This window comes from Akkermansia sp. UBA7090 (assembly GCF_002493465.1).
Classification (GTDB): Bacteria; Verrucomicrobiota; Verrucomicrobiia; order Verrucomicrobiales; family Akkermansiaceae; genus Akkermansia; species Akkermansia muciniphila_A.
In genome coordinates this window covers 79527-104736 of sequence record NZ_DKYW01000016.1, presented here as the reverse complement: position 1 = coordinate 104736, position 25210 = coordinate 79527, and the positions used below count along the sequence as shown (strand labels likewise).

The window sequence follows — 25210 nt, the reverse complement described above, 5'->3', positions numbered from 1 at the left end:
GCTCGTGAAACCGGCCTCAACCATATCTCTGGATAAAAGGTTATTAAAAATTGTCCGCCAATTCTTCAAAGAATGCCTGGGGATGCGCGCAGGCCGGACACACCTTGGGGGCAGTGGTGCCGGTATGTACATAACCGCAGTTGCGGCACTTCCACTGGATTTCCTTCTCCTTGGCAAAAACCCTGCCTTCGCGCACGTTTTCAGCCAGCTTGAGGTAACGGGCTTCATGGTGCTGCTCTACGGAGGCAATCTTGCGGAAAGTTTCCGCAATGGCGGGGAAGCCTTCCCTGTCCGCCACTTCGGCAAATGCAGGGTACATGTCGGACCATTCGTCATGCTCGCCGGCGGCTGCGGCCAGCAGACAATCCTCCGTAGATTCCAAAGGAGCCGTGCAGACGGCGTGCGTTACTTCAATGCAGGCGTCTTTCAGCAGTTTGAAAAATACCTTGGCATGTTCTTTCTCATTGTCGGCCGTTTCCAGAAAGATAGCGGCAATCTGTTCGTAACCGGCCTTCTTGGCTACGCCGGCAAAGTAGGTGTAGCGGTTGCGCGCTTCAGATTCCCCGGCAAAAGCCTTGAGAAGATTCTTTTCTGTTTCTGTCCCTTTGATGGATTTCATAAATTAGTCATCTGGTTGCGTAAACGAAAGCATCCTAATAAGACGCCGCGAAAAAACAAGCAATTATTGAATGAATCTAAAAAATGAACATATCCGGAAAAACAAAAGAGGTACCAGGAAGTGTACAAACGGCCTTACGGGTATCATTACGCCATCTGCCCGAAAAACAGCAACCTCCCGGCAGGGTATATCCATGCAGGCACGGACGGCAGCCATGACCTCGGCTACGGATTGCTTAAAGAGTTCCGGCACAGAGGCTTTGCCACGGAGGCGGCCAGGGCTGTTGTCGCCCGGTTGAAGAAAGACGGCATGCCCTGCATCACGGCCACACACGATATCAGGAATCCCCGCAGCGGAGGCGTCATGAAACAGCTGGGCATGCGCTACCAGTATTCCTATGAAGAGCTGTGGCAACCCAAAAATATTCCGGTCACTTTCCGCATGTACCAGTTGAATCTGGATGGACAGGAGGACCGGGTTTATCAGGAATACTGGAACAAGTCATCCGTCCGTTTCAAGGAAACCGGTATCTGAATTCCCAATACCCGGCCTCATCCACAGGAGTGCCTTCCCGCCCTGTGAAACATGGCGGCTACCTCCGCATCCGGTCACCTTCCCGCCGGTTTTCCGGAGAAAGTCCTGCTCCACGGTTCTTCCAGCTTGTCCGGAACGCTTTCCAGCTCCCGGAGTATTTTCTCCCGCTCCCGGGAAATCCGCTCCTGATCCGCAGAAGCCGGAACAGGCTGATCCCCGGGCAGCGGCATCAGCCCGTCCGCCGTCCTGCCACCGTCCGGGGCAATCGGCGGAGCAACAACCTTGCTGTCCTCATCCGTTTCCGGTTCCGGGCTGACCGGCTTCTGCTCATCCATCTTTCCGGAACTTTCCGGAACAGCCAGGTTCCGGTACAGGAACACCAGGTCCCCCGCCTCCACGGCGCCGCTGCGGATATCCGCAGGAATGCGCACACGTCCCATCCGCTCCTCCGTCACGATCAGGTTGGCGACTCTGCATTTTTCCTCCCGTCCCGGAGATTGGGAGATGAGCACGGTCCCCGGTTCATAAACGTTTCCGGCCAGCGCAATCAACACATAATGATGATTGGGATACACCTGCTCCACCTTTCCCACATATACGGGGGGAGGGGCTGCTTTTTTAACGGGCTGCTGCACCTGCTGGGAACAGGAAGCGCCCAGCACCAACGCCGCCAGAACAGGCAGGGAAACAATTCGTCTCATGGGGAGTTTTTTCATCGTTTCATTCCACCAGCACCTTGCGCGGACGGTTGGTATTATCCGCCGGGGCAATAATGCCGCGGGATTCCAGCAAATCCATCATGCGCGCCGCACGACCGTATCCGATGCTCAAACGCCGCTGCAACAGGGAGGTGCTTACTTTACGCTCCACGACGGCCACTTCCAGACACTTGGCATAACATTCCTCCTCCGCGTCGTCCAGCGGACTGTCCGCACCTCCCCGGGAAGGCTCGTCCAGGGACTTCTGAACCTCTTCATGGAATTTCTGCTTGGCCTGGGAAGCGCAGTGGGCCACCAGGGCTTCCACCTCATCGTCAGAGATAAAGGCACCCTGCGCCCGTTCCACCTGGGCGGAACCCGGCGGCAAATACAGAAGGTCCCCCTTGCCCACCAGTTTTTCCGCTCCCTGCCTGTCCAGAATCACGCGGCTATCCGTACCGCTCGCCACCTGGAAGGCGATGCGCGTCGGGATATTGGCCTTGATCGTCCCCGTCACCACCTGCCTTCGGGGCGTCTGCGTCGCTACAATAAGGTGGATGCCTGCGGCGCGGGCCTTTTGAGTAAGACGGCCGATATTCGTTTCTATATCCGCTCCCACTGTCTGCATCAGGTCCGCAAGTTCATCAATAATAATGACGATATAGGGGAAGCGTTCGGGGATAACTTCGTCGTCCTCCAGATCCAGTTCATCATCTTCTTCCACGGGCCATTCCCCCTGGGATTCCAGGTCTCTGGCAATGGATTCCGCCAAAGCTTCATCCCCCTGCCCGTCTTCCGGTTCCTCCGCCTCTTCCGCAGGAACATCCGGCGGGCGCTTGTTGAAAGCTTCAAAGTTTCGCACGCCCACCTTGGCAAAGCAATGGTAGCGGTGCTCCATCTCATTCACGCACCAACGCAGGGCATTGGGAACTTTCTTGGGATCCGTCACCACCGGAACAATCAGATGCGGCAGCTTGGAATAAGGCTGCATTTCCACCACCTTCGGATCCACCAGGATGAGCCTCAGTTCATCCGGACGGAATTTCAAAAGCATGGAGGAAATGATGCTGTTGATGCACACGGATTTTCCGGATCCGGTGGCGCCGGCCACCAACAGGTGCGGCATAGACGCCAAATCCCCGATCACGGTGCGTCCATACACGTCCTTCCCCAGAGCCAGCGGTATCTTTTTCTTGGGGGAACAAAAGGCCGGGTCCTGCAAAAGCTCCCGCAGGGGAACAGCCACCTTCTTCCGGTTGACGATTTCAATTCCCACCGTATCCTTGCCCGGAATGGGGGCCACGATGTTCACGCTTTCCGCCTTGGTCGCCAGCGCAATATCCTTCGCATACTGGTCAAAAGTGTTTACGCGCACGCCGCGCGCGGGATAGACTTCATAACGGGTGATGGTCGGGCCGCGGGTAATATCCCCCGGCGTCACGTCCACGCGGAATGTCGTCAGGGTATCAATAATTTTCTGCTGTATTTCCAGCATCTCTTCCTTGTCTTCCGCCGTGGGGCCTTCCGGCTTTTCCTCATAATGCAGCAATTCAAAGGGGGGCAGCTCATACTCGCGGAATTCTTCCGTGGGCGGCGTGGACAATTTGGAAAAAGGCTGCTCTTTGGGCGCGGGCTTCATTTCCGCCGGTTCCGCAACGGTAATCCTGGGCCGCGGAGCCAGGGGAAGACGGCCCTGGGCGCGCGGAGCGCCGGGAGGCGGGGCAGAGTCCTCCGGCCTGGACGGAGAAGCGGCAGCCGCTTCATGATACAAACTTTCCAGATCGTCCCCGGTGCGCTGGAGACGGGGAACGGAAGCCCGGCCCTTTGTAACCGGTCTGGGGGCGGACAAAGCGGCATCCTGCATGCTGGCCCTCACGCGCGCAGCTTCCCTGGCAAGCTGGGCGGTCTGGCGAGCCAGCATTTTTTCCTTCCTGTTCATACGCCAGGCCCTCCATTCCCGCAGCATGGCCCGGCAAAACGGCCGGGGACGCATCCCTGCCGCATAAACCAGAGCCATCAAATAGCCAAATCCGGAAAGCGCCAGCACAGCGGATCTGCCGGCCAACGGGAGAAACAGACCGGTTCCCAGCAAATGGCCCGCCAATCCTCCCGCCCCCTGAATCTGGTGGCGGGCCACCCATTCGTTTCCCGGCACATGCCCGGCCGTCAGAAACAGGCATCCGAACAACAGCAGGCATAAACCTCCGTAAACCACGCTGCGGGGCAGTCTTCCATGGTGGAGCAGACGATAAAGCCCCCACCACTCCAACAGAATAACCAGCATCCAGGCCATGCCTCCCAGCGTCCAATAAAAAATCCCCGCGCCATATAATCCCACCGTTCCCAGCACATTGGACGTACCCGGAATGACCTGCCCGGAACCATTTAAATAACTCCAGCCTATTTCCCGCACATCAAACGTCAGCATGGCAGCCAGGAGAGCCGCCCCCCCCAACAAAGACACGACGCCCCATGCCATTCCAATCCAAACAGGGGAACGCCCCTCTTCATGCTCAAATGCATGATGCTCCTGCGTATCCAATGCCATACCTGTTTTTATTCTAGCGGCTCTTCGCCCTAAACTCAAGGCCAAACCGGGAAGAAGAGGATTTGCGCGAATCAACTTCCCTCAAACCTGGAAGCGTCAACTTCCGGACCGGAAATACGGCTCCTTAAGCGCTTTTGCCGCCCCGGAAGAGCATCGCCGGAGAACACCCTTTCCCTACCTGAGAAAATACTGGCCTTACCCCCCAAAATCAATAAAACCGAAGCAATTTCAATGCTTATTTTTCATATCTGTTTGATTATTTATTATTAGCATAAATTTTTATTATAAAAAGACATATCGTTTGACATTTTGATGATTCATGAAACATTCAGCGGATTTCAAATCCTATTAAAAAAATAGGAATATTGTAATTTAACTCAACTTTCTAATTGTCAGAATTTTAGTGAACCAAAACACATAATTCCTACAACATTCGCCTCTTATTGTTATATTCATAGATAATAATAAGCAGTTTTTTTTGAGGGATTACTATTGACACCGAATTTGAAATCCGTTAATTAGAAATCTCACCCCCATGATACAGCAATTACAGTCTGTTAACCAGGTACAACCCTTATATGCGGGAGTGTCAGCCAATCTCTCCCCAGCACGTCCGGCGGGACCAATCCTGCCGGCCGCTTCTCATTACTGCTGATTATTCCCCTGCCTTTTTCAAACACTTTCTTATTCCGAACAAAAAAATCAAAATCATCAAATTTAACATCATGACTGAACACAAAGCGGCCTTTTTCTTTCAACCCTCCGGAAAATCGCAGCCACGGAAGGCAGCACGCCATTCCCGCAACGCTTCCGGCACAAGAAAGAAAACCCTTTGATCCGGAATAATATCTTCCCCTGTTTTCCGCGTTCGTCTTTCCCTCCCAAAAGCAACGTTCCTCCTTCCTCACCAAATGAACACAAACAACCTCATCAATAAAGCCATTCTGTGCTCCCTGGCCATGGCCGGGGCCGCTCTCCTGCCTTCCTGCGTCAGCCCCAAGGAAGTCCTTTATATCCAGGACGTTTCTGAAAATTCCAGGGAAAACATCAAGGCAAACTACCAGACAACCATCCAGAAAGACGACCAGCTCTACATCGCGGTCAGCAGCAAACAGCCGGAGCTCACCGCACCTTTTGCCGTGTCTGAAATAGGCTCCGCCTCCGGCAGTTCCAGCAACAAACCCAAAGGATATCTGGTGGACGCCCAGGGCTACATCGTCCTGCCCGTCATCGGCAAAATGAAAGCTGCGGGCAAAACCTGCTCCCAACTGGCTTCCGACATTGCCGCGACCCTCAAGAACAATGACTACATCCGGGACGCCTCCGTCAATGTGCAAATCATGAATTTCAAATTCTCCGTTCTGGGCGAAGTTAATGCCCCCGGAACCTACACCATTGAAGGACAGCGCCTGACAATTCTGGAGGCCATCAGCCGGGCGGGAGACCTGAATATTGACGGCAACCGGGACGTCACGCTGATCCGGGAAACCAACGGAACCCGTCAAATCGCCAGCATTGATCTGCGCAGCAAGGATCTGTTCACTTCTCCCTATTATTATATCCAGCAAAACGACATCATTTACGTGACCCCCTCAGACCGCAAGGTCAACACGCGCAGCGACGCTGCCCAATGGTACGGCTGGGGACTCTCCGGGCTTGGCATTACTCTGGCCGTGGTCGCCCTGTGCCTGTAGCGGACATTCAGCCGCTTTCCCGTCCGGTTAATCATACCTGAGAACGGAAATATAGGGACGGTTCGGTTCAACCGAACCGTTTTCCTAGGGATTCAGTCTTCCCATACAACCTTCCACCTTCTTTCCTCTATGACAAAAAATACAGCTCCCACCCCTCCTGGTACGGAAAACACAGAAGAAACAGCGCTTTCCCTGGATACGGTGCTGATGATTCTGCGCCGTTACTGGTTCATCATCATTCTGGCAGCCCTCGCCGGAGGCACGGCGGCCTATTATCTGGCCGGCAAACAGAATTATATTTATCAGAAAAAAGCCAGCGTTCTGATGCGCGACTCCAAAACAGGCAGCGACGCTTCTTCCGAACGCATCATGGCGGAATTGAACATAGACCCCAACGCGGCCAACCTGGCCAATGAAAGCCTCGTGCTCAAATCCACCGCATTAATGAACAAAGTGGTGGAAGACCTCAACCTCAACACATCCTATTGGCAAAAAAAAGACTTCAGGGAGCTGGACCTTTACCATGCCAGTCCCTTATTGGTGAACTTTGAACAGATCGACAAGCAGCGCGCCTGCACTCTGCACATCACGCCGCTGGATGAAAAACGCTTCACGCTTGGCCATCCCAATAATCAGGGGGAACTCATCCTGCTGGAAGGTTTTTACGGCAAACCTCTCACGCTTCCCTTTGCCACCGTTTCCGTCCATCCTACTTCCCTGATGACCGACGCATGGAACGGAAAAACCGTCATCGTACGGCACTCTCCCGTCCTTGAAACCGCCAACGCCCTGCTCCATGGCCTGACCATTACCCGTCCGGACTCCAAGGAATCCAGCCTTCTGGAGATGACTCTGACGTCCAGCAATCCTCAGAAAGCCGAAGATACGCTCAACCACCTCATCCAGGTTTACAACCAAATCTCCAAGGACGAACGGAACAAGGCTTCCCTTAAAACGAAAATCTTCATTAGGGACCGGCTGCAAGAACTTGGAGCCTCCCTGAGCGACGTGGACAAGAAACTCACCGAATTTAAAACGAAGAGTGACATCGTTAAAGATACGGACACAACCATGAGCGCGGATTTCAGCACCTCCCAGGCGCTGGAAAAGGAAATCTTTGATCTTGAAACTCAAATAAAACTGGCGTCCACCCTTGCTGACAATCTCAAGGAAAGCGAACGCAAGCAGGGGCTGATCTCCGTAGAAACCGGTCTGCCCGACTCCGGCATCGCCCGGCAGATAGAACATTACAACGAGGCTTATCTGGAATATCAGAAAATTGCCGGAAGCGCCGGCTCCCAAAACCCGATTACCGTGAGCCTGAAGGACAGGATGAATTCCACCAGAGCGGCGGCTAACAAAGCTCTCTCCAACTACCGCAGCAATCTGGACCTCAAACTTAACCAGCTTATCGACAAAAGGAATTCCCTGACTGAACGCCTCACGGAAACTGCCATCAAGGAACAGGAAATCATTCCGCTCATCCGCGAACACAAGGTTAAGGAAGAACTGTACCTGATGCTGTTGAGCAAGGAACAGGAAAACGCCCTAGCCATGGCGGTAACGGAATCCAATGCCCGGGTTCTGGAAGCCGCCCATGGCCCCAACCTCCCAATCTCTCCTAAAACCATTAAATACGTCGCTGGAGGAACGGCGGGCGGGGCCCTGCTCAGTATCCTGGCTTTCATGGGAGTGGCCATGTTGAACAATAAGGTCAACAATAAACATGATCTCCCCTCTGTAAACAGGCAGCCGGTCATTGCCGAACTGCCCCAAATGAGCAAAAAAGAAAGCAGGAACACCAAACTTTTCATTCAGGACGAACATTCCGTCATCGCGGAATGCTTCCACATCCTGCGCAATAACGTAGATTCCATGCTTCCCAGGCCGGAACAGGGGGGGCACGTCATTCTGGTCACTTCCACCCTCCCCGGGGAAGGGAAAACCTTCACTTCCGCCAATCTGGCAGCCGCTTTCGCCTATGCCGGCAAAAAAGTCCTTCTCATTGACGGGGATTTACGCAAATCCTCCCTGACCCGGCGCCTCGGCGGCTCCGGCCGCAAAGGGCTCACCTCCATCCTGCTCCGCCAGAACCCCGACACCGCGGGCGTCATCCGCCCTGTAGGGGAAGACACCCGCGGCATGGATGTCCTTTATACCGGTCCCACGGTGCCCAATCCGGTCACCCTTCTCAGCCATCCCCTGCTGGGTCAAATCCTGAGCATTCTGAAAAAACAGTATGACGCCGTCATCATTGACGCTCCGCCCTACGGCATTCTGGCAGATACCGCCATTCTGGCATCCCTCAGCGATATCACCCTGTACACCGTGCGCAGCGGGAAAATAGACAAACGATACTTAACCCAGATCCAGCAACTGGCCGATCAGGGAAAACTGCCCAATATGGCGTACATCATCAACGGCGTCAACTTCAAGTCCGCCAGCTACAGCTACTATGGCTACGGCTACGGTTACCAGTATGGCTACGGCGCCAAAGACCCGCAGCAAACCGCCAGGAAACGGGATTAACAAGAGCAGGCCATGCATAAGCCCAAGGCTTTCTTCCCTTCTCTTTAATCTTTTTCGCAGCAACCATGTTCGGCAACCTGTTCACTCCCCGGTACACCACATCCAGCCTCTTTCCGGACGGCATGGATATGCATACCCATATTCTATGGGGAGTGGACGACGGAGCCTCCAGCCTCAAGGAAAGCCTGGGCATCATCCGCCGGCTCAAAGCCATGGGACTTAAGGGAGCCTACTGTACCCCCCATATCATGGCGCGCTATCCGGAAAACACGCCCGACTTCCTGCGCCGCCGCTTTGACCAGCTGCTTGCCGACGCCAGGAACGAACACTTCCAGCTCCGGCTTGCGGCGGAATACATGCTGGACAACCAGTTCAGCGAACAGCTGCGCCGTTATACCCCTCTGACCTACGACGGCACCCACCTGTTGGTGGAATTGCCCCAGTACTACCTTCCCGGCGCCTGGAAGGACATGATCAGCGCCGTCCGGGACAGGGGTTACATCCCTGTCCTGGCGCACCCTGAACGTTACGGTCGCATCCTGCAGCAGGAAGAGTTTCTCCAGCTGGCCCGGCAGGAAGGCGTCAAATACCAGGGCAATGTCGGCTCCCTGAAAGGGTTCTACGGCAAATCCGCCGCAGCCCTGGCACAAACGTTCCGCACCCGCCAGCTTTATGAATGGTGGGGGACGGACAGCCACAACATCGCCATGGCCAACCGCATACCTCTGAAAACCTGACTCCTCCTACCCTGTCAACACCCCCTCTCGTACAATACTCATGACAATCCCTACAACTAATGTCCGCGTCAGCAAACCGCTGCATAACAGTTTCTACCAACGCTACGGAAAACGCGCCCTGGATTTCACGGGCGCGCTCTTCGGCCTGATATGCCTGTTTCCGGTATTGGTCATTCTGACTGTTCTGCTGGCCATCATCCAGGGCACTTCACCCTTTTTCTTTCAAAAACGCATCGGGCTCGGCCTCAAACCCTTTTATATCATCAAATTCAAAACCATGAAAGACACCAGGGACAGGGAAGGCAACCTGCTCCCGGACGAAGAACGCACGACGCACCTAGGCTCCCTGCTGCGCAGCACCTCCCTGGACGAACTGCCTGAACTCATCAACGTCCTTCTGGGGGATATGAGCTTCATCGGCCCACGCCCCTGGATTCCCGATCAAATGGACATCTTCACGCCTGCCACCCGGAGAAGAAGAATGTCCCTGCGCCCGGGCATCACGGGGCTGGCCCAGATTCGCGGGCGCAATAACCTCACCTTCCGTCAACGGGTATCTTATGACCTGAGCTACCAACGCCACCTGACCTTCAGGTACGACCTGAACATCTTTCTTTACACCTTCCTCAAGGTCATTGAGAGAGAAGGCATCCAGCAGCGTCCGGACGCTCTCAGCACGCCGGTTCGGGTACTGAAACCAAGGGATATGGCTACCTCCGGTTTGAAAGAAAATACGCAGCTTATCTTGAGAACTATCCGAAAGGAACCCCTTCCCTCCTTCGGAGGGCCTGATCACACCCCCTTGGTTCCCAAAGACCTGCCGACCAGAGGCTTGAGAGCAAATACCCAGCTTATCATGAGAAGCCGCCGGAAAGACGTCCAATAAAATTCATCCACTCCCCTCCACCACCGAAAAATGAAAATTTCAGTCATTACGGTTTGTTATAACAGCATTGCAACGCTGCAAGACACGCTGGAAAGCATTCTGCGGCAAACTTACCCGGACGTGGAAAACATTGTCGTGGACGGGGCCAGCAAGGACGGGACCGTGGAATTGATTGAAAAATACAGTCCTCAATTTTCCGGCCGCATGAAATGGATATCCGAGCCGGACAAGGGGATTTATGATGCCATGAACAAAGGAATAAGCATGGCTACGGGAGATATCGTCGGCTTTCTGAACGCGGACGACTATTACCAGGACGGAGGCGTGCTGGAAACCATTGCCGAGGCGTTTGCCCGGCATGGGGCGGATGCCGTACATGGCAATCTGCACTACATCAACGGGGCAAGGGAAATCGTACGCACATGGCGCGGAACGGAGTATCGTCCCGGCTCCTTCCAGCGCGGCTGGTGCCCGGCGCACCCCACATTCTATTGTAAAAAGGACTGCTTTACCCGTTACGGCGGCTTTGACCCCGCTATCGGCAGCGCGGCGGATTTTGAGCTCATGTTGCGCTTTATAGAAAAAAACCATATTTCCACCGCCTATATCGACCGCGACATGGTCTTCATGCGCACCGGAGGCTCCAGTACGGCGGGCCTGCGGGCCATCCTGAGGAACACGCGCCAGAACAAACAGGCATTCAGGAAAAACAACCTCCCTTACCCGTGGCATTATGGAGTAACCCGGCTGATGGCCAAGGCGGGCAGCACGCGCAATCCCATCCATTACCTGTTCAAAACCCGCTGAATTTTCCCAGTCCGCACCTGTCCGTCACTCCGCCATGAACCTGATTTTCTATTTTGACCAGCCTATCCTGCCCCATGCGGGAGGAACGGAACGGGCGGCGTATCTTCTGGCGCAAGCCCTGTCGCAGCACGGCCACCGGGTTTCCTTCCTGTCGCTCCGGCAGGCGGCGGACACACCTCCCGGGGCCCCGCCTTACTTCACCCTTCCCCGGCAGGACACGCTCTTCTGCCAGGAAAACAGGGAATATGTGGAAACCCTGTGCTCCGCACAAAAGACGGACGGCATCATCAACTGCGGAGCCAATCAGGATGACTCCTTCTTTTTCAGCCATGAACACCTTGACATCCAGGCTTCCATCATTTCCTGGATTTCCTTTGACGTCCGCACAGGGCTGGATTATTTCTCCTGCCTGCTCCGGAAGGATTTCTCCACCTGGGGAAATACCATAAAAACGCTGCTGCGCCATGCGCTGCTGCCCTATAAAAAACATGCGGCCATCAGCAACAAGAAGAGGAAATACAGGGACATGTTCCGCGGGTCAGACAAGGTGGTTTTTCTTTCCCGGCATTACACGGAAGACGCCCTCCAGCTGGCGGGGCCGCCGGAAAGAGCCCGTCTGTACGCCATCCCCAACCTGCTGACTTATGCCCCCGTTCAGCCCGACCTTTCCGGAAAGGAAAACGCCGTTCTTTATGTGGGGAGGCTGGCGGATTCTCCCAAAAAGGTGGATCGCCTGCTGAACGTCTGGAAAAAAGTGCAGCCGCTTCATCCGGACTGGCATCTGTACCTGGTGGGGGACGGCCCGGAACGCGGCAATCTGGAACGAATGGCGGAACGGCTGAAGCTGGAAAACGTCCATTTTGAAGGGGTCCAGGAACCCGCGCCCTATTACCGCAAGGCCAGAATACTCTGCCTCACCTCCACCCACGAAGGCATGCCCATGGTGATTAACGAAGCTCTCTCCTACGGCTGCGTTCCTGTGGTTTTCAACAGTTTCCACGCTGCCGAAGACATGCTGCCGGACCGGGAGACGGGACGGCTCATCCCGCCCTTCAGCCTGCGCCTCTTCGCGCGGGAGCTGGATGAACTGATGAGCGGCCCCTACGTCCCTCCCTCCACCAGAGTATTAACGAACTATCAACCGGAAAAGGTTATTCCCCTGTGGATGGAATGCCTGCAGGACCAGCCATGAGCAACATCGTCATCTATCTTCCCAATGAACCCCTGGGCAAACAGGGCGGCATGGAGCGGGCCACTCACCACCTGGCCGCCATGCTTGCCGGTGAAGGCCACCGGGTAACGCTCCTCTGCAGAAACAAAAACAGGCTGGGGGAAGAATACGTGCCTCCGACGGATCTCGTATTCATTCCCGCGTCCCTCAGCCGGGAGGAAGAACAGAATTTTCTGCTTAACTTGATTAAGGAAAGAGGAATTGAGACCATCATCGACCAGACGGAAGGAGGAATTGTGGGGCGGTGGGGAATTTTCCGGCGTCGCGGGCACATGAACGGGGTTTCCGTTAAACTCATTGCCGTTCAGCACAGCTCCCAATATACCTACCTGAAACATTACCGGACCGTCAACCGGAAGCCCGCCGGACGCGGCCTGATCGGCAAAACACGCTCATTTTTCTATAATACGTTTATCCTGGCATTAAAAAAATGCAGGGCCGTTTTGCTTCAGCGCAGCCTGTTCCGGGAACTGGCTTCAGACTATGACCAGATAGTGACGCTCTCGGAAGGGGGCATTGAAGAATTCAAAAAACTGTGTCCCTCCGTCCCCGGGAACAAGCTCTCCTGTATTCCCAATATGGTGGAACCGCCCTCTCTTCCCGGGGAAGAGAAAAAAGAACCGCGCTGCCTGTTTGTCGGCAGGCTGGATAATCCCTCAAAAGGAGTGGACAGGCTCCTGCGCATATGGGAAAAAGTGGAAAAAGCATGCCCGGACTGGCATCTGGACATTGTGGGCGACGGACCGGATGCGGAGCTGCTTAAGGATGCCGCCCAAAAACTGGGGCTTTCCCGAATTGTCTTCCACGGCTTCCAGAATCCGGAACCTTACTATTCCAGAGCCTCCATATTCTGCATGACTTCCACGTTTGAAGGATTCGGCCTCGTTCTTGTAGAAGCCATGCAGCACGGATGCGTTCCTATTGCCTTTGACAGCTACCCTGCCGTCCGGGATATTATCTCCCACGGGGAAAACGGCATCCTCATTCCCCCCTTTCAGGAAGAAGATTACTCAAACGCTATCATGGCCCTGACGAACAATCCCGACAAGCTGAAACGATTCAGCCTTCACAGCCTCAGCATATCCCAAAAATTCAGCCCCTCAAACCTGGCATCCAGGTGGAACGCCATTTTGTAGGATCAGAAAAACGTTATCAAATCACTGGCAGAGATGAAAATTTGTTTTGTCGCATGGTCGGATTTCGGAATAGGAGGCGTCCCCAAAGTCCTGACCTGTCTGATGGATGCCTTGTCACGCAACCATGACGTAAGCCTCTATTCCCTGAAAAACCTTCCGCAGTCAGGCATTAACGGAATCAACCGGGAACAAATTCATATTTACTGCAAGGAAATGAATTTATATGAGAAAGTTCGCCGCTCCGCGGCGGACATTCTTGTCAGTAAAACCCCTCTGTTCAGCTCCGCCCTCGGCTGCCGGCTATACGCGGCCGCGCGCTATACGTCAGGCTTCAAAAAGGCGCTGACGAACCACCTCAATAAACATCAATATGATGTAGTCATTTTCGGTTCCGGATTTGAAGACTCCCTGCTTCTCGCCCTTACCAAAAAGAAGCTCCTGCCCAGCATGAGAATCATGACGTGGTCCCATGCCTCCTATGACAATTATTTCACCAACATGGGTTCCTTCTTCTCCCGGTACATGAAGGAGGCCATCAAGGCATATTACCACCGTTTCGATGAAATCATCGTCCTGTCTGACGGGGACGAAAAAGAATTCAAAGAAAAACATCATCTTCCCGCCCGCCGAATCTACAACCCCAACACGATGAAACCGGCCGGAAAATCGTCCCTCACCAGCAAAACGTTCGTTTACGTCGGAGCTCTCTCCCGCCAGAAAGGGACTGATCTGGCCGTCCGCGCGTTCCGCAGATTCATTGAAACGGACCAGGAATGGAATCTCCATATTTATGGGGATGGCCCGTTGAAAGGATGGATTGAAGAATATGTATCCTCCCACGGTTTGGGCCAAAGAATCATCCTGCACGGGCCAAACGGAAACATGGTGGAAGAATTTCCCCGCCATTCCATCCTGGTCTTTCCCTCCCGCTGCGAAGGCTTCGGCCTCGTCCAGGTGGAAGCCATGTGCTGCGGACTGCCTATTCTGGCGGCGGATATACCTATCTGCCGGGAAATAGTGGGCAAACATCACGCCGGCATCTTTTTTGAGTCGGACAATCCGGAAGACCTGTGCCGGGCCATGCGCGAGATGACGGCCTCAGATCTCTCTACCTACGCGGCAAACGGCCTGGCCGCGGCGCCCCTGTTTAATTTGGAGCAGACTGTCTCTGAATGGGAAAACATGTTCAACGCAGTAAAATCATGAAACATTTAACATTACTGGAACCTATCAGGAAAGAAGGCAATTACCAATTCTTCATGCAATGGTTCGCGGACGCATGGACAACCAGCGGAGGACAAACAGTCAAGGGAATCTCCGCTCCGTGGAATCTGCGTCTGTTGATCGCCAAATCCCGCGTTTCACGGAATTTCCGCCTGTTCACCAGTCCACGCAGGGCGTTGCTGGTGCCGGGAGCCGGTTATCCGGATTCATTCGCGTGGCCGTTCGGCTATGCAAATGAAATCGTGCCCATGCTGTGGGACGTCTGGCCCCGGTACTGGCCGCGCCTCATCTCCTCCCTGAAACGCCACCATGTGCAAACATTGTTGTGCACCTCATCCCAGGTTTGCGAATACGTGACGGAAAAACTTCCGCATATTAACGCGGTTCATGTTCCGGAAGGCATAGACCCCGCCGGCTACCGGGACGGAGGCCCCCTGGAGGGACGCCGGACGGACATTCTCCAGATCGGGCGCCTGATGCAGCCCGTGCACGAGGCCATTCTTCAAATGCGGCAGTCGTCTCCCCGCCTCAGCTATCTTTACCCGGAAGAGCCGGGCCGCCTCGTCTTTCCGGACTTCCCTTCCCTGTGCGAAGGGCTGGCTTCCTCAAAAATCGTCATTTGCTACCCGCGCTGCCGAACCCACCCGGAAATGGCGGGCGATGTGGAAACGCTGACGCAGCGTTACTGGGAATGCATGCTCTCCGGAACGCTCATTGTCGGCCATGCCCCCAAAGAACTGGTCGATCTGCTGGGGTACAATCCCGTCATTGAACTGGAGACGGATGAGGACATCGGCAACCGGCTCTCCCAGATTCTGGACAACATCTCCTCCTATCAGGAACTGGCGGATAAAAACCTGGCCGCCGCCAGGGAAAACGCATCATGGGATACAAGAATGACCCGTATTCTCCAGCAACTGCGCCAACTGGGATATATGCAGTAACAGTCTTTTTCAGCTTCACTCGAATTCAGCGGATCCGGATATGGCCACACTCTGCAAATACTGGGCTTTCGCCTTCATTCTCTGCCAGCTAGGCCAGCAGTACATGCTCTTAAGCGGCATTGGCTCCATGGGGTCTTTCCTTCTGCTGGGTCTGGGGGCTCTTCTGCTGCTGATCAACGCCGGACGCGTACTTGACCGGAAGACGATCGCATCATCCTCTTTCATTTATTCTTTCGTCTTCATCTTCATCCTGTATCAATTCACCTTCGGTATTTTTGACCTTAATGAGAAAACGGGGATCTATCTGCTTGCCAAGGTGGTCTGCTGCCTGATGATTGCGCTTTCCGTCCAGAAGGACCCGTCACTTTATTTGCAGCGTCTCATGCCGGTTCTGGCGGCCGTCACCACCGTGCTCATCCTTATCGGCTTTGTCCACAATAACCTTGTTTTTGAGGGACGCTACACCCTGGGGTTCTGCAACGCGAATGGTCTGGGTGCCGTCTCTTCATTATGCGCGGGGGCCATGATTCTGGATTCTTCCGACCGCTCAAAGAAAAAAATCGCCATCATTCTTCTGTGCGCCCTGGCCACATTCCTCTCCGGCAGCCGGGCTTCCATAGGCATTCTCTGTTTGACCTTCATCATCAAATACGGTTTGAACGTCAGATTTCTGGCGGTGCTTCTGGCCGGAATCCTCACCTGGCAAATCATCCTGCCCATGACGGGAATCTCTTCCACCGGCCTGAACCGGTTCACGGAATCCGTGGAACATATGGATTTTTCATCCTCCCGGGAAGGAGAACGGAAAGCGACCCTCCTCATGATTGCAGAATCCCCCATCCTGGGAAACGGCTTTGACGTGGAACAGAGTGAAAAGGCCAAGGAGGTAAGCGGCCTGGGCTCCCATAACGGCTATCTTGACATCATGAAAATGATAGGCATTCCCTACTCCATGTTACTGTTTGCGTTCATGGCGTATTATACCTTCACCGTCTGGCGGAAATTCCATAAATCCGCTTGCGATTATGACAGGATACACCTGTTCATCATTATCTCCGTTCTCATCGCCGCCAACTTTGAATCATATCTGTGGGGGATCAACCAGGTAGTCACAACCCTGTTGTTCACCTCCTTCGCCGTATTACAAAAACGCATGACAAACCTTAAACATGGAATCTGAAAAAACATACTTCTACCCCGTCCTCTCGGATTATGACTTCGGCTGGTTCCGTTTATCAGGACCGGGGCTTGCCAACTGCATGTTTGTGGCGGCCCGCGCCTACATACTCAGCAGGCAGGAAAACGCAGGCTATATTTCCCCCACCTGGACCAAACTCAGCCCGGGAACCTTCCTGCGCCGGGAGAAAGATAAAAGAGTCTATTTCAAAATTTTCAATGAACTGGGAATCAGCGGATTCAAAAAAATCCGACTGCTGCTTGCGGAAAAATTGCGCCCCGGCTCCCGGAGGGTGAAACAAATCCGCGGCATGGGGGAATACTTCGACGACCTCAATGAACACATGGACCTGGTGCATGAATTCATTGAAAAAATCACCAGGAAGGAAATTATTGAAAACGTGCGTCCGGAAGCCCTGAAGAACTGCATCGCCATTCACGTGCGGCTGGGAGACTATTCCCCGGAGATGCGGGTGGATATCCTCTGGTACGTGAATCTCGTCAAGGAAATCCTGTCCATCAAGCCGTCCCAGCAATTCCTCATCTTTTCCGACGGCTCGGACGAAGAGCTGAGGGAGCTGCTGGCCCTGTCCAACACCAGGCGCGCGTTCTACGGCAACGCCTACGCGGATATGTACGCCATCAGCAAGTGCAAATGGGTCATCGCTTCGGACTCCACCTTCTCCGCCTGGGGGGCATTCATGGGGGAACGCCCCATCCTGTTCAACAAAAGGCATTTCAAGCGGGTGTTCCGGGACCGCGTTCCGGAAGCCGTTCTGGGGGACAGCACCCGCATTCCGGATGAATTCAAGACGCTGCTTTAAATATGAAAAAGCAATATGACTTCATCTACCTGACCAATACGCCCTCCTTCTACAAGGCAAGGCTTTGTGAGGAACTGGCGAAAAAACACTCCGTTCTTCTGGTTCTTTACGGCTATGGGGCGGAGGCGGTCAATACCCGGCTCTCCGGCAATGAGAACGGCTTTGACTATTTCTTTCTGCATGAGGGAGACGCGGGAAAAAGAAACAAGGCCCTTGTCCTGTTCAGGCTCCTGAAGCTGATGGCCCGGGTCCGGGCCCGCAGAGTGCTGTTCTCCGGCTGGATGGCGCCGGAATACAACATCTACAGCTTTCTTTCCTCAAAACGGCGCAATGCCGTCATCTGCGAATCGTCAGCCATTGATTCCGGCATGAACGGCTGGAAAGGCCTGCTTAAAAAAGCCGTCATACGCCGCATGAGCGCGGCTCTCCCTTCCGGTTCCCCCCACCGCGCCCTGTTTGAGCATATCCGCTACCCGGGCGACATCCACGTCACGGGCAGCGTCGGCATCTTTAACATGGAAGGCCGCCGCTCCCGTCCCCATTCCCCGTCCTCCCCCCTGAACTACATTTACGTCGGGCGCCTCGCGCCGGAAAAAAATCTGGAAATGCTCATCAGGGAATTCAACTCCAACGGGCGGCCTCTGACCATCGTGGGGGACGGGCCCCAAAAGGAACTTCTCAGAAACATGGCCGGGGGCAACATCCGCTTTCTAGGCCACATCCCCAATGACAGGCTCCCGGAAATCTATGAACGGCATGACGTGTTCATCCTCCCCTCGCTCTATGAGCCCTGGGGTCTGGTCGTGGAAGAAGCTCTCTTCCGGGGGCTGCCCGTCATCGCCAGCGACAAGGTGGGCAGCGCCGCCGACATGGTGACCGCTCTGGAAACGGGCGCGGTCTTTTCCCTGGCCGCTCCCGACGGCCTGCGCAACGCCATTCATGAAGTTGAAAAGAACTATGAGACCATGGCGCGCCGCGTAGCGGACATCAACTGGAACGGCCGCGTGGAAGCGCAGCTCAAGGCATATACCTCCCTTTTAGATTAATGGCTCCCATATTACAAACCATCGCATCCCTTGACTCCCGTTCGGGTGGCACCAGCACCTGCACTTATGACCTGGTCAAAGCTCTGAACGCTTCCGGCATGCCCACGGATATCCTCACCCTCCAGCCCGGCTCCCCGGAAGAACGGATGGTGGGAGAAGACAGCTTCATCCATGCCTGCCCGTTTGACGCCCGCCCCCCCCTCGCCGTCTCCCGGAACATACGCCGTTTTCTGGCCGGCTCCCAATATAGCCTTTACCATACCAACGGCCTGTGGCTGGACGTCAACCACGCGACATGCGCGCACGCGCGCAAAACGGACACCCCCTGCATCGTTTCCCTGCACGGCATGCTGTATCCCCAGGCGCTGGAGCGCGGCGGCTGGAAAAAGAAACTCATGCTCGCCCTGGGGCACCGGAAAGACATCGCCGGAGCCGCCTGCGTCCACGTCACCTGCGACAAGGAAATGGAATACTACAGGGACATGGGGTTTTCCAACCCCGTGGCCGTCATCCCCAATCCGGTGCGGATTCCGGAATATCTTGCGGACATCAGGCGCCCCGGGCATGACGGCTTCCGGGCAGGGTTCCTGGGCAGGCTTCATCCCATCAAAAATCTGGAGGCCCTGATCACGGCCTGGGGTCAACTGCGCCTCCCGAACGCGGAACTTCTGCTCATCGGGGACGGAGAACCGGAATACAAGGCCCGGCTGGAAGAACTGGTCCGGGCGGAAAACATTTCCAACATCTCCTTCACGGGCTTTGTATCCGGGAGGCGGAAATATGAAATGCTCGCTTCCCTGGACGTCCTGTGCGCCCCCAGCCACCAGGAAAACTTCGGCATGAGCATTGCGGAAGCCCTGCTGGCGGGAACGCCCGTCATCGCCAGCCTGGGAACGCCGTGGGAAGCGCTGAACACCCGCCGGTGCGGCTGGTGGTGCGGCAAAGATTCCTCTTCCCTGGCCGCAGCCCTGGAAAACGCCTTCAGCCTCTCCCCGCAGGAAAGGCTCGCCATGGGGGAACGCGGCCGCGCCCTCGTCATGGAAACCTGCGCCGCCCCTCACGCGGCCGACTGCATGAAACGCCTGTACCGGTATCTGCTGGGGCAGGAAGCCAAACCGGAATTTGTCTATCTCCCATGAACATTCTCTTTTTGCTTGGAAAATTCCCTTCCGTGGGCGGCGTGGAAACCGTCACCGCCATTTTGGCGAATGAATTTTCCGCCCGGGGCCACGCGGTGCACGTGGTTTCCTTTGAACAGGTGACGGAAACGCCCACCCCCGCGCTGGACGACCGGGTCACCCTGCACCGGCTGAGCTACCCCGTCTCCAGCCGGGCCAACCGGAACGCCCTGCGGGACATCCTGGCCTCCAGTCACATTGACGTCATCATCAACCAGTGGTGCCTGCCCTTCCACGTCACCAGGCTGTGCCGGAAAGCCATGAAAGGCCTGCCCTGCCGCCTGCTGGCCGTCCACCACAACGCCCCGGACTGCAACGCCCGGCTGGAAGGCCTCCGGATGCGCATCGCCCGGACGGGAAACCCGGTCAACAGGGCGTTCCTGCACCTTCTGCTGAAAGGCTGCTCCATGGCTACCGGTGCCAGCCTGCGTTACGTTTACGCCCACAGCGACCGTTACATCCTCCTTTCTGACAGTTTCCACCAGGCCTTCCGGAACATCACCGGACTGAAGGATACCGGAAAACTTCTGACGATTCCCAACCCCATTACCGTGGAAAATCCGGAATTCCGCTATGATCCGGCCCTCAAGAAAAAGGAGGTTCTCTTTGTCGGACGGCTGGAACCCAACCAGAAACGGGTCTCCCGCGTGCTGGAAACATGGGCGCTGCTGGAACCCCGCTTCCCGGACTGGACTCTCCGCCTGGTGGGAGACGGCCCGGAAAAACGCTCCCTTCAGGAATTCTGCGCGGAACACCGCCTGAAGCACGTCTCCTTTGAAGGCTTCCAAAATCCGGCTCCGTATTACGAACAGGCTTCCCTCCTTCTTCTGGCCTCCGAATATGAAGGGCTGCCTCTCGCTATGGTGGAAGCCATGTCTTTCGGAGTTTCCCCCATCGTTTACGGAAGCTTTTCCGCCGCCTATGACCTGGTGGACCACGGCAAGGACGGCTGCATCCTGCCCGCAGCCGGAGGGTTCCAGGCGCGCCGGATGGCGGAAATGGCCGCAGGGCTGATGCAGGAACCGGCCGCCCTGCACGCCATGGCGCGGAAAACCGTAGCCAAAAGCCGGAAATTCACGCGGGAGCACATCATCCCCCAGTGGGAAGAAGTCTTCCGCCCACACGCCTCCTGAACCCGCTTTCCCTCCCCCTCTCTCTACATGGAACAGACCCGGAACAAAACGGACATCGCATTCACTGTCAGCGGCAGGCTCGCCGTATCCTGCGCCGTGGCCTACATGGCGCTCCCGACCATCCTTTTCCTGCTGGGATGGGTCAGGCCCCTGTTCTCCGTTCCGGCCGCTGCGGCCGTAGCCGCGGCAGCCGTCCTGCTGAGCGCAACAATCCCGGCCCCCACGCTTCATTTCACCAGGCGCCAGATGGCCATTTACCTCTGCGTCCTCGCCCTTTCCCTTCTGTGGCTTCTGGCGGGCGGAATGACGGGAATCACTTCCCAGCACGCGGACTTCGTGGTCCGCAACCCCATTTATGAAACGCTCATCCGCTGCGACTGGCCGCTGGTGGACGCGGGCGGGCGGCCCTTCATCTACTACCTCGCCTTTTGGCTTCCCCCGGCCCTGGCGTGCAAATGCCTCTCCTGTTCGGACATCTTCATCATCAACTACGTCCTGACCGCCTGGACGGGGCTGGGCCTGGCGCTGACCCTCACGGTCCTCTGGAGCAAATTCCGTACGGCCACCCTGCTTTTCCTGCTCCTGCTCATTTTCCAGGGCCCGCTGGACGGCATCGTCAGGTGGGGGCTTCATTTATTCCATTTGCAAGGACCGCTGGCCCATGAACTTTACCTGACGGTACTGGCGTTCTTCGGGGGCGTGCCCCCCACCATGCAGCTTCACTACACCTTCCATCACACCACGCTGCTGTGGCTGTTCCTGTCCATGGCGGTCGCCTGGGACATTCCGCCCAAATACCAGCTCTTCCTGGCCTCCCTGTGCCTGCTCGCCTCTCCCATCGGCTCGCTGGGCCTTCTGGTCTTCATCGCCGTCCGCACGCTGATCCGCCGCACGCCCGTCAGGCAATACTTCTTCTCCTGGACGGTGCTGGCGGGCGCCGCGCTGGTGCTGCTGGCCGGCATCTATTTCACGAGCAGCAACGGAAACAACCGCATCCGCCTGACGTGGCAGGACTCCCCCTTTGACCTGCTCCAGTACGGCAACTGGAAATTCTGGGCCGCCATGGCCGGCTCCTGGCTGCTGACGGTCGGCGTTCCGGCGGCGCTCCTGTTCCGCCGCTTCAAAAAAGACGCCCTGTTCTGGTCAGCCCTGGCCATTCTCACCCTTACCTACTCCATTTACATAGGTTCCGTGGGCGGCTACAATGAATTCTGTTACAAAGCCTCCAGCGTCAGCTTCTTCTGCCTGGCTCTCATCTTCACCCGCATCTTCTCGGAACGGATGGGGCCGCCCCGGTGGCGCCGGCTGTGCGTCTGTTACCTGATCCTGGCTGCGCTCCCCAGCCTTTCCGTCTTTGCCAAGGCCGCCCCCACGCTCGCCTTCTCGGAACCCGCGCGGCTTGCCAACATGCAGCGGGAATGGAAGGGGCACCTCCACCACCCGGAACATCCCTGGAACCGCCCGCTTTGGGGAACCGGAGAAGGACGCGCCTTCAGGAACATCTATTTCCAAAAGGCGGGCCAGTCCGCGGACGGCCCGCTGACCCCCTTTTCCACCGGAATAAGGACGGATGCGGAACCCGCCGCCGCCCCGCGTCCATAACCCCCCTTCCACCTCCGCACCCCTTCGCCATGGACCTTTCCCGTTACCAGGAACATTACTCCCTCAGCTACCGCCTCAAACGGTACGGCTGGTATATTGTCAACAGGACCCTCTTCCGGATCATGGTCACCAACGCCATGAAAGTTCCCCGGAACCTTCTGCTGCGCCTGTTCGGGGCGCGCATACCGCTCGCCTCCCTAGTTTACCCCAGCAGTAAAATCTGGGCTCCCTGGAACCTCTCCGTGGGGGAATACGCCTGCATCGGCCCCGATACGGAAATTTACAACAAGGCCCCCATCACCATCGGGAACCACGCCGTCATCTCCCAGGGGGCCTTCCTCTGCACGGCCTCCCATGACATCTCGGACCCCGCCCACTCCCTTATTTCTGCCCCCATTACCGTGGAAGACCAGGCATGGGTGGCGGCGCAGGCCTTTGTGGGCATGGGGGTGACGGTTGGCAGGGGAGCCGTGGTAGGAGCCCGCAGCGCCGTATTCAGGGACGTGGCTCCCTGGACGGTTGTAGGCGGGAACCCGGCCCAATTCATCAAACAACGCACGATCCGCTGAACCATGCTTAACCTCGCCGTCATCATCCTCGCCAGAAATGAGGAGCTCCATATCCGCCGCTGTCTGGAAAACATTCTTCCCATCGCCAGGGAAGTCTTTGTCATTGACTGTTTTTCCACGGACAACACCGCCGCTATCTGCCGGGAATACCCCCGGGTGCAGGTCATCCAGCATGAATGGCCCGGCCTGTACGCCCTGCAATTCAACTGGGCTCTGGACAACTGCCCCATCACCGCAGAATGGGTCCTGAGACTGGACGCGGACGAATGGTTCATGCCGGAAGCCCTGGAAGAACTGAAGGAAAAACTGCCCTCCCTCCCCCCGGACGTCACCGGAATCATCCACAAGCGCAGGCATATTTTCCTGGGCCGGTGGATGAAGCACGGCGTTTACCCGGTCAAGCTGCTGCGCCTGTTCCGCTACGGCGCGGCCAGGTGCGAACAGCGCCATATGGACGAACACATGGAACTCAGCCGGGGCCGCTCCGTCGAATTCGCATACGACTTCGTGGACGAAAACCTGAATGACCTGGGATGGTGGGCGCACAAGCACGTGGACTATTCCGCCCGGGAAGCGGCGGATATTGAAGACATCCTCTCCTCCTCCGCGGCGGCCTCCGGCATCAGCGGGCAGGCGGCCAAAAAGCGGGCCATGAAGGAACGCTACGCCCGCCAGCCGCTTTTCTGGCGTTCCTTCGCCTACTTCTGCTACCGTTATTTCCTGAAACTGGGTTTTCTGGACGGCAGGGAAGGATTTTTGTGGCATTTCATGCAGGGATGGTGGTACAGGACCCTCGTGGATGCCCGGCAATTCGAAAAACAGAAACAAGACGCCGCCAAAACGGCACGCTGATTCCATTCCACCCCGCTTTCTCTCCATGTCCCCCCTTTTTTCCATCATCATCCCCGTTTACCGTTCCGGCCCCTTCCTCAGAGACTGCCTGGACTCCATCAGGAACCAGACCCTGACGGACTGGGAATGCATCTGCATCAATGACGGTTCCCCGGACGAGAGCGGAGCCATTCTGGACGAATATGCCCGGAAGGATTCCCGTTTCACCGCCATCCACCAGGACAACCGGGGCGTAAGCGCCGCGCGCAACGCGGGGCTCTCCGTGGCGAAGGGAAGCTGGACCGCCTTTGTGGACGGGGACGATACCGTAGAGCCGGACATGCTGGACTGCCTGCATGAGGCGGCTCTGCGCACGCCGGAAGCCTCCCTCCTCTGCTACGGAATCAGCAAAGACTTCCATACGGGGCTCCGGCTCATCCGCACGGAAACCACCCTCCCAAGCCGGGACCAGCACATCCCCGCGGAGGAAACGGGAGCCTTCCTGCGCTACCTGCTGACCAGCCTGGACATGGAATCCTCCTGCAACAAACTGTTCCGCACGGAACTCCTGAAAAAAAACGGCATCCGCTTCAATACCTCTGCCGTCGTATTTGAAGACTTCCAGTTTGTCCTGGACTATCTTTCCGCCTGCTCCCCGGACATCAGCCTGGTCAAAAAAGCCTTCTACCACTACCGCGCGCAGGAAAAGGAAAACGGAGCGGCCAAGCGCAGCCGCTTCAACCTCGTCCGGGACATAGACACGCTCACGGCCAAATTCCTGGCATGGATCAGCTCCCTTTCCCTCCCGCAGGAAGACATCCCCGTCGTCAAAGGCTACATCCTGCAAAAAATCAGCGTGATTTTCCATGCCCTCCAGCGGCAGCCCTATGCCGCGCGCAGGGAAGTATTCCGGGACTTCCTTTCCAGCGGCCTGGCCGCCCGCAAGGCGGAGCTTCCCCTGTGCGGCCGCTACTACCACCTCGTCTGCCGCCTGCTGGCGGCGCGCAGATACCGGCTGGCCCACCTTCTGCTGAAGACAAGGAACATCTGACGATCGTGAAATCAATAAGAGTTTTATCCGGCTTACTTGAAAATAACGTCAATTATAATATTTCTCTTTTTATTTGAATTCAATAATATGCTTCAGAATTTCATCAAAAAAAACCTATCCGTTTTCAATTCCATCCGTTCCCATTTTTGTTGAATAAAAAATAGGTGGAATCAAAAAACACTTCCAAATTCAAAATCTCTCATTGAGCACCAG

At 56.0% G+C, this 25210-nt stretch carries 21 protein-coding genes and 1 pseudogene; 19 read left to right on the top strand and 3 right to left on the bottom strand.

All coding sequences use genetic code 11. The features are described from left to right. Nucleotides 1-43: 43 nt before the first annotated feature. A complete protein-coding gene (rbr, locus tag B3075_RS05875; RefSeq protein WP_094153270.1) occupies nt 44-619 on the bottom strand; it encodes a rubrerythrin in 576 nt (191 codons plus the stop codon). A gap of 111 nt (nt 620-730) precedes the next feature. Between rbr and B3075_RS05870 the strand changes: the two are divergent. Next, nucleotides 731-1153 (top strand): annotated as a pseudogene (locus B3075_RS05870) (GNAT family N-acetyltransferase); the annotation flags it as partial. A 74-nt stretch (nt 1154-1227) separates the two neighbouring features. On the opposite strand, the gene B3075_RS05865 reads toward B3075_RS05870, so the two are convergent. Together B3075_RS05865 and B3075_RS05860 are read right to left on the bottom strand one after the other, a co-directional pair. Further along, nucleotides 1228-1854: a hypothetical protein gene (locus B3075_RS05865; protein WP_290488534.1), complete on the bottom strand. Its 627-nt coding sequence runs from the start codon at nt 1852-1854 to the stop codon at nt 1228-1230. 19 nt (nt 1855-1873) lie between these two features. Beyond that, a complete protein-coding gene (locus B3075_RS05860; RefSeq protein WP_290488535.1) occupies nt 1874-4399 on the bottom strand; it encodes an FtsK/SpoIIIE family DNA translocase in 2526 nt (841 codons plus the stop codon). Nucleotides 4400-5310: 911 nt separating this feature from the next. On the opposite strand from B3075_RS05860, the gene B3075_RS05855 reads away from it, so the two are divergent. The 18 genes from B3075_RS05855 to B3075_RS05770 all read left to right on the top strand — a co-directional run bounded on the left by B3075_RS05855 (nt 5311) and on the right by B3075_RS05770 (nt 24997). Next, complete coding sequence (locus B3075_RS05855) at nt 5311-6093, top strand: polysaccharide biosynthesis/export family protein (protein WP_094136144.1); 783 nt, start codon at nt 5311-5313, stop codon at nt 6091-6093. 129 nt (nt 6094-6222) lie between these two features. Continuing rightward, entirely contained in the window at nt 6223-8622 is a 2400-nt protein-coding gene (locus B3075_RS05850) for a GumC family protein (protein ID WP_290488536.1), read from the top strand. A 65-nt stretch (nt 8623-8687) separates the two neighbouring features. Continuing rightward, nucleotides 8688-9359 (top strand): tyrosine-protein phosphatase, encoded by a 672-nt coding sequence (locus B3075_RS05845; protein WP_094136146.1) that lies wholly within the window; start codon nt 8688-8690, stop codon nt 9357-9359. A gap of 40 nt (nt 9360-9399) precedes the next feature. Further along, on the top strand, nt 9400-10245 hold the full coding sequence (locus B3075_RS05840; RefSeq protein WP_094136147.1) for a sugar transferase: 846 nt from the start codon (nt 9400-9402) through the stop codon (nt 10243-10245). A gap of 30 nt (nt 10246-10275) precedes the next feature. Continuing rightward, nucleotides 10276-11052: a glycosyltransferase family 2 protein gene (locus B3075_RS05835; protein WP_094136148.1), complete on the top strand. Its 777-nt coding sequence runs from the start codon at nt 10276-10278 to the stop codon at nt 11050-11052. 34 nt (nt 11053-11086) lie between these two features. Next, nucleotides 11087-12244, top strand: coding sequence for a glycosyltransferase (locus B3075_RS05830; RefSeq protein WP_290488537.1), 1158 nt, complete (start codon nt 11087-11089; stop codon nt 12242-12244). Next, a complete protein-coding gene (locus B3075_RS05825; RefSeq protein WP_290488538.1) occupies nt 12241-13419 on the top strand; it encodes a glycosyltransferase in 1179 nt (392 codons plus the stop codon). The genes B3075_RS05830 and B3075_RS05825 overlap by 4 nt, the downstream gene beginning before the upstream one ends. Before the next feature lie 33 nt (nt 13420-13452). Further along, nucleotides 13453-14625, top strand: a complete 1173-nt coding sequence (locus B3075_RS05820; RefSeq protein ID WP_290488539.1) for a glycosyltransferase — start codon at nt 13453-13455, stop codon at nt 14623-14625. Further along, nucleotides 14622-15587: a glycosyltransferase gene (locus tag B3075_RS05815; RefSeq protein ID WP_290488540.1), complete on the top strand. Its 966-nt coding sequence runs from the start codon at nt 14622-14624 to the stop codon at nt 15585-15587. Before B3075_RS05820 ends, B3075_RS05815 begins: the two co-directional genes overlap by 4 nt. A 40-nt stretch (nt 15588-15627) precedes the next feature. After that, nucleotides 15628-16767: an O-antigen ligase family protein gene (locus B3075_RS05810; protein ID WP_290488541.1), complete on the top strand. Its 1140-nt coding sequence runs from the start codon at nt 15628-15630 to the stop codon at nt 16765-16767. Then, complete coding sequence (locus B3075_RS05805) at nt 16757-17587, top strand: alpha-1,2-fucosyltransferase (protein ID WP_290488542.1); 831 nt, start codon at nt 16757-16759, stop codon at nt 17585-17587. Before B3075_RS05810 ends, B3075_RS05805 begins: the two co-directional genes overlap by 11 nt. A 2-nt stretch (nt 17588-17589) precedes the next feature. Further along, nucleotides 17590-18633, top strand: a complete 1044-nt coding sequence (locus B3075_RS05800; protein ID WP_290488543.1) for a glycosyltransferase — start codon at nt 17590-17592, stop codon at nt 18631-18633. Then, nucleotides 18633-19772, top strand: coding sequence for a glycosyltransferase (locus B3075_RS05795; protein ID WP_290488544.1), 1140 nt, complete (start codon nt 18633-18635; stop codon nt 19770-19772). The genes B3075_RS05800 and B3075_RS05795 overlap by 1 nt, the downstream gene beginning before the upstream one ends. Beyond that, nucleotides 19769-20944 carry a glycosyltransferase gene (locus B3075_RS05790; RefSeq protein WP_290488545.1) on the top strand — a complete coding sequence of 392 codons (1176 nt, stop codon included), beginning with the start codon at nt 19769-19771 and terminating at the stop codon, nt 20942-20944. The genes B3075_RS05795 and B3075_RS05790 overlap by 4 nt, the downstream gene beginning before the upstream one ends. Before the next feature lie 27 nt (nt 20945-20971). Continuing rightward, on the top strand, nt 20972-22546 hold the full coding sequence (locus tag B3075_RS05785; RefSeq protein WP_290492045.1) for a hypothetical protein: 1575 nt from the start codon (nt 20972-20974) through the stop codon (nt 22544-22546). 29 nt (nt 22547-22575) lie between these two features. Beyond that, nucleotides 22576-23115, top strand: coding sequence for a putative colanic acid biosynthesis acetyltransferase (locus tag B3075_RS05780; RefSeq protein ID WP_094136159.1), 540 nt, complete (start codon nt 22576-22578; stop codon nt 23113-23115). A 3-nt stretch (nt 23116-23118) separates the two neighbouring features. Beyond that, nucleotides 23119-23967 carry a glycosyltransferase family 2 protein gene (locus B3075_RS05775; protein WP_290488547.1) on the top strand — a complete coding sequence of 283 codons (849 nt, stop codon included), beginning with the start codon at nt 23119-23121 and terminating at the stop codon, nt 23965-23967. Nucleotides 23968-23992: 25 nt separating this feature from the next. Next, nucleotides 23993-24997 (top strand): glycosyltransferase family 2 protein, encoded by a 1005-nt coding sequence (locus B3075_RS05770; protein ID WP_290488548.1) that lies wholly within the window; start codon nt 23993-23995, stop codon nt 24995-24997. Nucleotides 24998-25210 lie beyond the last annotated feature (213 nt).